The organism is Lentilactobacillus diolivorans DSM 14421 (assembly GCF_001434255.1).
GTDB classification, from domain to species: Bacteria; Bacillota; Bacilli; order Lactobacillales; family Lactobacillaceae; genus Lentilactobacillus; species Lentilactobacillus diolivorans.
In genome coordinates this window covers 242,525-253,691 of the sequence record NZ_AZEY01000079.1, presented here as the reverse complement: position 1 = coordinate 253,691, position 11,167 = coordinate 242,525, and the positions used below count along the sequence as shown (strand labels likewise).

The 11,167-nt window shown below is 38.5% G+C and carries 10 protein-coding genes; 4 read left to right on the top strand and 6 right to left on the bottom strand.

Translation table 11 applies throughout. The features are described 5' to 3' along the window. A partial coding sequence (locus FC85_RS16145) for a hypothetical protein (RefSeq protein ID WP_235807834.1) occupies positions 1–389 on the top strand: 389 nt, incomplete at its 5' end. A 337-nt stretch (positions 390–726) separates the two neighbouring features. Here FC85_RS16145 and FC85_RS09350 read toward each other — a convergent pair. The 3 genes from FC85_RS09350 to FC85_RS09340 all read right to left on the bottom strand — a co-directional run bounded on the left by FC85_RS09350 (position 727) and on the right by FC85_RS09340 (position 4,273). After that, the gene (locus FC85_RS09350) at positions 727–2,484 is read right to left on the bottom strand and encodes a DUF2075 domain-containing protein (protein WP_057865262.1); all 1,758 of its coding nucleotides are present in this window, start codon (positions 2,482–2,484) and stop codon (positions 727–729) included. An 18-nt stretch (positions 2,485–2,502) separates the two neighbouring features. Continuing rightward, positions 2,503–2,814 carry a nucleotide pyrophosphohydrolase gene (locus FC85_RS09345; RefSeq protein WP_057865261.1) on the bottom strand — a complete coding sequence of 104 codons (312 nt, stop codon included), beginning with the start codon at positions 2,812–2,814 and terminating at the stop codon, positions 2,503–2,505. A gap of 130 nt (positions 2,815–2,944) precedes the next feature. Continuing rightward, positions 2,945–4,273: a glycoside-pentoside-hexuronide (GPH):cation symporter gene (locus FC85_RS09340; RefSeq protein WP_057865275.1), complete on the bottom strand. Its 1,329-nt coding sequence runs from the start codon at positions 4,271–4,273 to the stop codon at positions 2,945–2,947. Between the two features lie 1,547 nt (positions 4,274–5,820). Between FC85_RS09340 and FC85_RS09335 the strand changes: the two genes are divergently transcribed. After that, a complete protein-coding gene (locus tag FC85_RS09335) occupies positions 5,821–6,264 on the top strand; it encodes an Lrp/AsnC family transcriptional regulator (RefSeq protein ID WP_057865260.1) in 444 nt (147 codons plus the stop codon). Between the two features lie 1,589 nt (positions 6,265–7,853). Here the strand turns inward: FC85_RS09335 and FC85_RS09330 are convergent. Next, positions 7,854–8,495, bottom strand: a complete 642-nt coding sequence (locus FC85_RS09330; protein WP_057865259.1) for an SDR family oxidoreductase — start codon at positions 8,493–8,495, stop codon at positions 7,854–7,856. A gap of 170 nt (positions 8,496–8,665) precedes the next feature. On the opposite strand from FC85_RS09330, the gene dhaS reads away from it, so the two are divergent. Next, positions 8,666–9,274, top strand: a complete 609-nt coding sequence (dhaS, locus tag FC85_RS09325; protein WP_057865258.1) for a dihydroxyacetone kinase transcriptional activator DhaS — start codon at positions 8,666–8,668, stop codon at positions 9,272–9,274. A 6-nt stretch (positions 9,275–9,280) separates the two neighbouring features. Here dhaS and FC85_RS09320 read toward each other — a convergent pair whose 3' ends face one another. After that, positions 9,281–9,880, bottom strand: a complete 600-nt coding sequence (locus FC85_RS09320) for a TMEM175 family protein (RefSeq protein WP_057865257.1) — start codon at positions 9,878–9,880, stop codon at positions 9,281–9,283. Next, a complete protein-coding gene (locus tag FC85_RS09315; RefSeq protein ID WP_057865256.1) occupies positions 9,880–10,347 on the bottom strand; it encodes an RrF2 family transcriptional regulator in 468 nt (155 codons plus the stop codon). The genes FC85_RS09320 and FC85_RS09315 overlap by 1 nt, the downstream gene beginning before the upstream one ends. 109 nt (positions 10,348–10,456) lie before the next feature. On the opposite strand from FC85_RS09315, the gene FC85_RS09310 reads away from it, so the two are divergent. Beyond that, positions 10,457–11,161, top strand: a complete 705-nt coding sequence (locus tag FC85_RS09310) for a thioesterase family protein (protein ID WP_057865274.1) — start codon at positions 10,457–10,459, stop codon at positions 11,159–11,161. The last annotated feature ends 6 nt before the right edge of the window (positions 11,162–11,167 follow it).

Below are 11,167 nucleotides of genomic sequence, written 5' to 3'. Positions count from 1 at the left end.
CCGAAAACCTACATTTCTTTCTGCCGAAAACCTACATTTTTAAACTGCCCTTGACAAATCAATCAATTGATGCTCTATTGCTGTTCTTAACCACCGATTATAGATATCATAAAAAAACTCTTCTTCCAATTCTAGACGTTTCACCAATGTTTCAATTTGTATACTCTCCTCAAAACTTTAATTATAATCTAATTGATGTTACCAATACACGTTGGCAGATTTTGCTGATCGGAACTTTAAGAGATGGGAAAAATCGATTTACAAAGTATTTCCGAAGAGGATTGACAAGAAAACAAATTATCCCTCTTCAAAAACAGTTTACTGCTCAAAATAATAACATAAACCTCACTAGGACATTTAGTTTTCTTGAACAAATATTATCGAAATAAATTTTTCATCACATAATTGCGCTCATTTTCACGAACTTGAGGTACAGGCATAAATACTTAATAAAAGCGAGTCTGACACATAATTCGAAATTTATAAAAGGGAAAGCAGAAGATTCTAGAGTTTTCTGCTTTCCCTTTCTGCTGTTTTCTCAACTTAATAAATAGCCAATCTATCTTTAGTAGGCAATTTGCCATCAAATGTAGCAAACTACTTTCTACTTTTGACAAGCCTCCGATAAAAAACAGATTAAATACCAGACAATCCAAATTAGCAATTTTTCATTTGTCTTGTAATACAAGAATCTATATTCCTATATACCACAAGAAATTTAAATTTTTAAAAGTTAATTTTCTTTTGCGCTTTTAATAAAGCCGCTCTCAATTCATCATCAACAGCGTAAATATACATACCATTAACACCACGAGTTAATAGGACATTTAATTCGTTAGGTAACAGTTTCTGACCAAGTGGCACTTTTTTACCATGTAACGTCCGAAGATGAGTCGCATTTGTATTTTTACTTTTGCTTGGGTCAAATTTAATATGACCATTACGATATTGAACTGAAGGACCGATAATGAGTCCACTATAATTCAGATCAAAACCTTGGATAGTAAAGGTTGAACCCACTTCACCGATTGTCTCCGGTCTTTCAATCCACGATAATTTATTTTTTGAATGACGCCCCTTTTTAATCTTATTAATCTGCAAATTCCATGGTAAGGAAAGATTGCCTACTGTAACCATCCAATAATTTTGATTCTTAGGTGAATGAAGTCCATTAAAATCCCAATCAAATGTTGCCAATAATCTTGAAACGCCTAATGTCTCATCTTTATCCTTTTCCCTAATTGCATGATACATTTCAACCGGGTCATCAAAAATTCGCAAATCATATTGCTTATCATAAGGAATATCAGTAATAATTCCCTTGTCGACAATATCTCTAATCCAGCTGATAGTCTTCGTATTTGCATGGATCCGCAGCTGATTAGTCAGAGAAATTAAATTTCCCTTTTTCTGAGCAGTATCCTCAAGCTTTTTAATTTGTTCTGGCTCAAGATACTCATTTGTTTGCAATATTTGATTTTTGTCAAAAACTGCAACAACAACTCGTGATCGTTTCAAAATATCATTAAGCTGGTTTTTACCACCATATGATTGTTTTCCTTGGGTTAACAATAGATGTGCTTCATCGATCAGTACCACATCTGCCTTATTACTTTCACTATGCTGATTAATAAAATGAGTTGGACTACTAGTGGTATCTTTATTCTTTCTATTTAGTTCAAGTTTATTAATGATATCTTCGTAAACCTTCAGTTGTTCTTTATGATTAACTAGTAAATAATTATTAAGGTTATCAAACCCTGGCCGATAAATCGTACTCTTAAGCTGGCTAATTAAGTAAAAGATTGTACTTAGTAAAACCGTCTTACCAGAACCGGCTTCCCCCTCTACCAAGATCAATTGCCCAGTTTTCTGTGTAAGAAGTGCATCAATAACTTCATCAATAATTATTTCTTTAGCTCGTTCTTGTTCCATAGTTAAATCATGGAAGGGCGATGCTTTAAAGATAGGAGAATCCTTAACAATCGTTTCAACAGGAAACAACGTATCATTAAATTTTCGTAACTTACGCCAAATCCGAGAAAAAATTTGTTCTTTTTCATCAGACGTATAATATTCATTTTGTTGGTTTTCACGCCGGTTATTTAACCTTTTGACACTTGGTGTAGATAACATATACAACATCATCTTATTTTCAATATCCATCGTTAAAGACTTATTAAAGTGATGATGTCCGATGATTAGCATCTGTGCATCATGATTAAATGATAGCTCTTTCCAATCCTCTCGCTTTTTAGGATCTTCAAGTAAATGTTCAGATGTTCTTCGATCAATGTCATTTGTCTCGCCTACATAAACCTCGTAACCACCCCTTTTGTTTGGGGAATAGATAACATAGACTGTTGGATATTCTAATAACAGTCTACGCTTAGCAACATCAGCTCCTACCAGGTTGTTAAGCTCATCAGGAACATTTTTATCATAATTTACTTGTTCGATAATCGGATACCCAATATCTGCCACGATCTACACCCCAATTAACTATTTATCAAATTTCCAATGACGATTCTTGTTAATATCAAGCTTTTCTTGAACAATATCGTTTGGTTGAACTCCCAATTTTTCACACATGTAATAGCAATATGTAAGAATATCGGCAAGCTCAAGCTTCATGTTATCAACTGACTTATCTGAAAAATCTTTTTTACTCTCAACATCCCACAAAAACAATTCATTCAATTCGCCGGCTTCAACTGAGACTGCTCGGGCCAATGCAGGTAACGTATGATATTTATTCCAACCCCGACTATCACGAAAATCAATTAGCTCACTTATTAACTGCTCATATTCCATAAAATATTCAGTCCTTATCATCCGCAAATTTTGAATCTTAATTAGATATATTGGTTTTAAGGTAATAATATCACACCGCACCGGTGTTAGTTAGCAAATCAAAAACTATTATCTAGAATATAATTCGGACTTATTTTCTTGCTTCTATTGCTCGTTCAATCCGCCCCTCATCATAAAGCCGCAACACAAAATACATCCCCACATAAATAACCAGTGGAATCCAAACATAATTCAAATCAATCATGGTGAGGGTTGCGGCATTCTGGGTCCGATTGGCAACGTAACCCGAAAAGTGAAACAAACCGGCTGTAATTAAACCGCCAACACCCAGGCCGACGTTTACACCAAAGTCATCCGTTGAAGCTAAAATTCCTTCGGCTTGAATCCCCATGCTGGCACCATAACGGATTGTATCAGCAATCATGATTGAAACAAGACCGATAATGATCCCATTGCCAACTGAGTTAATCAAGACACCGCCAAACAGGAGCCACAGTAATTTGGTATAAACCCCAACCGCAATCACGGCTTGCCCAACCAGCGCCATTAAAATACCGCGAAGCATCGTTTGCTTCTTACTGCGAACTTCGGTAATTCGAATGATCAGTAATACCCCAATTAGGGCTGCCAGGGTAAAGCTGTTAGCTAGTGGCACCAGGTTTTCGTTTCCTACCGTATATTTAAAATAGTAAATGGTTGTCTGATTCTTAATTGCCGTCACCAGCCAGTACATGAGAATCACGATCGACATGACGATCCATGGCTGATTATGTTTCAACATTTTTAAAACAGTCGCTAATGGTTGATGAGCAATTTCAGGATTCGCGAACCGTTCGCGAACGTGGATAAACGTGTTGATAATCAAAAGAAATGAAATCAGGCCAAACACGATGATTGTGCCCAAGAACCCTTTTTGCTGATTACCGCGGCCGAAGAACGCAACCAGGGGTAATGTGAATACCGCCACCACAATTTGAACCGAACTGCCAAAGAATTGACGAATGACACCCAACAACGTCAATTCACGAGTATTCTGCGACATCGTTGGTAAGATTGACGTGATTGGCAGATTAACAGCCGTATACAGAAATCCAAGGCCTAAATACGTCACATATGCCCAGATTAATTTACCATGATACGAAAAGTTAGGCGTCACAAAGGTGAGAACCGCAAAAATAACGTAAGGTAACGAATACCAGAGGAAGAACGGTCGGCTCTTGCCAAACCGTGAATGCGTGTGATCAATCATGATCCCGATGACAAAACTTTCAACAACGTCAGCTACCCGCGCCACGACAAATAAAATGGCGACCGCGCTTGGTGTCAGTCCATAGACATCCGTGTAAAAGAATAGCAAGTAGGTCGTCATCATTTGAAAGACTAAATTATCGGCGGCGTCACTTAAGCCGTAACTAATTCGCTCGGGCCACCGTGTTACCCATTTCGTCGTGCTTTTCATCCCATCATCGCCTTTATCGAAATTGTTAATCAACTTTATCGTACTCTAAAATTAGTTCTCATGATATAGATTGTACACAATTTATACTTCGACGACCAATTCAACTCAGAAAAACTTGGCTTGGATGATTTTTCTCCAACGTTCTCTTTCCTGAATTAATCATAAAAAACAGCCATGCTCATCACACATGACTGTTTTCAGGGAAATTTTTTTATTGAGGGGTTTCATAAAATATTGAGGGGTATTTTGTGAAGTTAGTTAAGAAATCGTTGGAGATTTAATGATTGTTTGAGGGGTTAATCATCAAATCCGGATTATGCTTGTTATTGGGGTTGTAAGGATCACTAATCCTCAGTTCTTAAACGGTTTATGCCATCACTTCTTTCAATGGTCTTAGAGTTCCAGCTTTCAATTTTGGTTAACGTTTGTTTTTATCATTGGCTTTGAGCCATTAATGCGATTAAGGGGTAAGAAATTCAACGTTATTAGATGGTGCGGCTTAATTTTTGATTGGACTGTCATTTGCGAACCTTCCTTTCATATCTTGTCTTGGCACCTGTTGGATTATTATTTAAAATGGTTCATGCTTCAGTAGTCCGACGATTAAGTCATCTCCCTTGCTGATTGATTGTTTATAGAATAACTGATTGAGCTTAAATCAAGCTTAAGGGTCAATGACTTTTGAACCCGAAATGATATTTTCTGAAATAATCCGACCAATCTTTTTCCGGTTAACAGTCCCCTTTAACTCATCTCTTGTACATTCCTGACATTTTCGCCAACAAATATGGATCAGGATTTCACCGAATCCGAATTAACGCTATGTAATTCTCCACCAGCCCTCTCCACCAATATAAAAACAGCCACGCTCATCACACGTGGCTGTTCACAGGGAAAATTCTTTTATTGAGGATTCATAAAATTATTGAGGGTTAATTTTACAAAGTTAAGTTAAGAAATCGTTGGGTTTTCTTAGTGACCATTTGAGGGTTTGATCATTAAGATTATTAGTATTGTAATAATCATTAGGATTGTGAGTATCGTTAGTGTTCATCTCTCAATTGTATTCTCACGGCATCACTTCTTTCAAAGCTTGTAGGGAGTTTCGGAACATAATCAATCCGAGTTAACTCATTACGATTGTTTTAGAATTCACTATCAAAGTTGATTCGGGTAATGCCGATCAGCTTTCATAATCTGATATTCAAAACAAGGGACAATCTTAATCACTCTCGACATCCTTCCCTTCTAATATCATGAAATCGACTTGGAGCAGTTATCGGTTTGTTGGCGGTGCGTTGACTCTTCATCGAGTTCTTTGATATTTGATTGTCTATAGAATACCCCGCTTACCTTAAACCAAGCTTAAGGTGGAAATCTTTTTATCAGGATTCAAATTATTAAAATGATGAGTTACGCTTTATGCCTATTTTCAATAAAGTTATCTCCCAAAAATCAGCACTTAACTTAATAGTTTTCTTGATATATACTTATTCTTAAAGATATGTAAGCTATTTGCTTATTAATTTTAGAAAAGAGGAATTCCCATGGTGGATAAAAACGATGAAAAAATTTTAAACCTGATCCAAACTGACGGCCGGCTCTCCGTCAAACGAATCGGCCAGGCATTATCTTTAAGTGGTCCAGCAATTTCGCAACGGCTCGCTAATTTAAAAGACGAGGGCATTATCCGCGGCTATCGAGCTGATATTGATCTTAACAAATTAGATTTAAGCGTTCGGGCATTTGTCCAGGTAGATGTCAGCCCTGATAAAAAGTCCCGGTTCTACGAGTTTGTTAAACCCATTTCCAACGTATTAGAATGTAACGTTGTGACCGGTCCTTATTCAATGCTACTCAAGGTAGCTTTCCAAGTGCCCGAAGAATTGGACGACCTGATTAATAAATTACAGCGGTTTGGCAAAACTAATACACTCATGGTATTTTCAACCCCCGTCAGACAAAGAGGTTTCTTTTACGAAATCAATTAATCAGCTCACCTCGTACTGAAGCCTAAGTATTTTCACATAACATCAACTATTTTGCCCAATCAAAAAGAGTGGGACGAAAGGCGGTTAACTTCCAGAGCGTAATCGGATTATCCTAATATTCCGGGCTTGAATGTTTGGATAATTCGGTTACGCGGCAGGAAGTTGCCTTTTGGCGCACGTTTCCACTCGGTAATAATCGTGACTACACAAAACGGGACTGGGACAAAAATATTTTTGTTCCAGTTCCGTTTTGAGGGAATTTTTATTGAGGGGTTCATAAATATTGAGGGGTATTCATGAAGTTAGTTAAGAAATCGTTGGGTTTTGTTTAAAGAGTGAGTTATTTTATTGTTTGATTCGTTATCTGTCGTGATTATTTCCCATGGCATCCCTTCTTTCAAATTAGAATCAGAGTTTCAGCTCACTGACTGGATTAACTCAAATCATTTTTAGTAGCAGCTCCACACCGCGATCCGAATATGCTTGGCAGCTATTTTTTTATCGTATTTAAAGTAAGGTTTTAACTTGGTTTTCATTGTCATAACCGGCTTCTTCCTTTCATATTAACGTTGCGTTCTGGGAGTTGCTGACTAACCCTGTTCAGCCCGACGTTATCTTAGTCGGCTACTTTTTATCAATTGGCTATATTCTATCAGGCAACGCTTAATTAAAGCTTAAATCGGTCATCAAGTTAATGAATCTACTGGGCAACAATCAGATGTGATCAATGGGCGAAATGCCTGGCGACAAATACCACGAGAATCGTTGCTGTTAAACCTGACGTATAAAGAACTCGTTTTGTTATCATTGAATCAAGCTTCCTTTCTTTTCCATCAGCAAGCAATCTTGAAACATTCTTTGTCGAAGATATTCTTGGAGGAGAGTATCATGAAATAAATTTAACGTGGTGGCCGTTCACTGACGGCACTTAACCACAATTGCTTACCATATTAAAGTTACTTAAGTTGCGATTTTTAGTTGATCATTTATTTTGTAGTCGATTTATTATCGATGGCCCCTTTCTCATCTCCTTTTTATTAAGTGTCTATAGATTAACTTGATTGGCTTAACTCAAGCTTAAATCGGAAACTTCAACCCCAAAAGTGCATTTTTCTTTAGAAATTCGCAAACTTTTCACCACTATTTTTCACACATATAAAAAATGAGTCTAAAAATAGCCTCCCTTATAAAGCTGGAAGCTATTTTTAGACCCAATTTGAGACTGGGACAATAATTGTTTTGCTCAGTCTCCATTAGTGTCAACACAATTATTTCCGAGTGAAAACGCAGGATAAAAGGCAACTTTCCGCAGTGTCACCGAATTATCCAATTATTCAAACCCCAAATATCTTGTTGAACTTTGTACTTAGCCGAAACGTGGGCCAGCAAGCAGGCCCCGGCCATATAAGCGCCTTAACTTGATATTCCAAAATCGGGAATATCTTGTTGAACTTCTTACTTGGCTAAAACGTGGACCAGCAAGCAGGCCCCGGCCATATAAGCCCCTTAACCTTAATATTCCAAAATCAGGAATATTAAGGTTAAGGGGCTTATATTCTGGGGTCTAAGCGCTTGCTGGTCCACTCTGTTTAATAAAACGACGGCTTAGCCCCATCCGTATTTGGTTGGTTAACGCCAACTGAATGCCGAATCTCCTGACTAGGATCATTAATCAGCTTAACAATAAAGTCAGCAATACTCTTCCGGGAAACCTCCGTACCTTTAAATGGTTCACCCTTTTGCGTGGTTTCGTAGCTGACGATATCCTTGTTGGATAACCAAGCTGGCCGGATAATTGTGTAATCCAAATCAGAGCTTTCAATTACCTTAGCTGCCGCAGCGTAGGTTTCAAGATAGCCGCCATCCAACATTTTGTGGTTCCATTTACCAAAGGCTCCCGGAACTTCATCGTAGACACCCAACGACGAAATCCAGATTAACCGCTTAATGCCGGCCTGATCTAAGGCGGCAACAACCGTCTTGGCCTGATTTTCGATCTCCTTGTTACCAAGATTAGCGTACACAATATCGATGCCCTTTAGCGCGCTCACCAGGGTCGGTTGATCGGTGGCATCCCCTTCAACCACCGTTTCCCGACTTGGATCACTAACTGTCAATCGACTCGCATTTCGTAAAAACAAAGTTAAGTGATGGTTGGTTTCAGCTAATAATTGTTTCTCTGCCAGATGCGCAATTTTTCCATTAGCACCCAGAATTAAGACATTTGCCATAAATAAGATCTCCCTTTCATTTATCTAAACCTAATTATAGAAACTATCCTCCCCGCATGTAACGGACAAAATCAATCAGTTGTCCGCCACGATATTTTGGTCGAACTCATTAGCGTTATACTGGGAATAGTTCTATTAATCGTCTACCAACTACTTAAGGAGGGATCGTATTGACCGCAACCACAAAATTGAGAATCGCAAACGCTACTAAACAATTGGTTGTCTTTCAACCATTCAACAAGATTTCCGTGACAACCATCATGACGCAAGCTAAATTACGGCGACAAACATTTTACGACTATTTTCGTGATAAATATGACGTCCTAGACTGGATTTACACCACCGAAATTAATGAAGCGGTAAAATACTGCAACACCTACAAATATTGGCCGCAAACTTTGCTTAAAATGATGACGTATTTTGAAAAAAACCGGGCATTTTACCGAAAAGTGATTGAAATTGATGTTCAAAACGCTCCAGAGCACGTGATTGCCGTTCACATCCAACAAATGGTTGGTAACATTTTTATCGATCTCAGCCAAAAGGAGCAGCTTCCCATCGATAATGAGTATTGTCATTTTCTGCAGGGACTGTTAAGTCGGACACTACTCTTAGAGTTAAAGCGGTTTTTAGAAGATGGTAGCAACTTATCACTGCACCAAGAAGTTGCAAATCTTCGCCATTATTTGGATGATGGCATCAATGGCCTGCTTTTACGAACGCGACGGATCACCGCTTACCATAAGTCACACGACCTCAAGTCCGCTAATCAGGCTTAATCAGTTTTAATTTTGCCAATTTAAATATAATCGAATGCCTCGCGTTATCATGACCCTCGAAAGAATGCCGATTCCAATGACCACCAACAGGTATTTAGGAATAATCAAACTGCAGACAATATAAACCAGACTAATCGCGACCATTACCTTAACTGACCGTAGTTCTTCAATATCATGTGCCGCTAATTTTTGGCCGTCTTTTAAATTCTGAACCACAACAATATGGAAGCAAAACCACTGCGCGGTGTCCACGATAAACATTAAGAACGCAAAACTAACGGCACTTTCCGGAGAGATGAAACTATTATTTAACCAAGTTGTCGCGAACGGTACCAGGCAAATTGGACATAGAAAGTAAATGTTACCAACCATAATTTTAATGGTTGGCGTTTTTAATGTCGCAAATAGTTCTTGGTGAAGAATCCAATATTGCGCAACCACGCCAAAGCTAATGAGATAAGCAAATAGCTGTGTCAGTAATCGGTGAACTTCAAACGCTGAGATATCACCATTAGGAGCCTTGATATCCAGCACCATAATGGTTAGCACCACGGCAAAGACACCATCCGAAATCGCAATCATTCTATCCTTTGAATTCTGAAACATCAGCTGGTCACCTGGTTCCAATCAATTGCCTGGCGGTGAGAACCATCGGGATTAACTAGCAGGTCGCCAAGAACTTCGGCTTTCAAACCCGCTTTAAATTGATCCTCAGCTCGGTAAACCTGATCAAAAATTAGTTTCTCCTGGTTCTCAACGAATTGGCCGTCAAAGAAAATCCGCTTGGCAATTCCAGTTGATTTAATGATTGGTTCTGGTCCTTCTATGGCATCATAAACATCCAGTAGTGTCACCTGGTTAATTTGCTTAGCAAGCAAGAAGCCGCCACCCTTACCGGCTTCCGAACTAATCAAACCACCTAACACCAGCTGATGAAGAACCTTTTTTAAGTATGAATCTGATACACCCAACCGTTTACTAATGACGATACTGCGAATTGGCGCTTGATCTTTACTGAGAGCCAACATGAGTAAAATGCAAACAGCTTGTTCAAAACTCCCCTTTAGCTTCATGAAAAATAAGTCCTTTCGTTTTCATTGATCTATCTATGGACATTCTATATCCATAGATGTATATTGTCCACGGATGGATTAAATCACATAATGACTATTTATATTGAAGGTGACTTTATTGTTTGAACTTAAAAGTGTTGTTCATTTATCAGATGTTGGTCAGGATTCTAAGATCCGTCTTGGAAACCTAATCGATAAATTTCAAAATGCTGGTTGGTTGCATTTTCAGCAAATTCGAACCCAACTACCACCGTTAGACTCTAAATTACTATATTTTGTAGTTTCTCAAAGCGTCCGGATTCGCGCCACATTATCGCTTGGTGATCCAATCACCATTCAATCATTTATCACAGATGCAAACCGGCACAAGATCACCCGGCTAGTTGAAATTCGCGATCAAGCAGAACAACTCATTGCCAGCCAGCTTGAGGATGCCTTTGTCGTTAATAATGAATCGGGACGGATCGCCAAATTACCAGTTGACTACCCGATTACTTCAATGGTTGATTCTACAAAACATTTAGGCTTTCACCGTGACAGAATCGACATCCCTGTCAGTAAAAACCAGACCAGAACGGATTTTCGAATTCTGCCACGAGACATTGATAACTATGGCCACATGAATAACGCCCGCTACTTAGACTTCGTAGATGAAACAGTTGATCACCTCAAACAGATTTCAATTAATTACCTTAAACCAGCGAAATTAGGGATGACCCTCGGCTATCTCCGAACTAAAATCAACCATTCAGTTTACTACACGGTTAGCAATGGCAGCAACGTTATGTCGAAAATTTGGTTGGAACTAAAATGAGCTCGG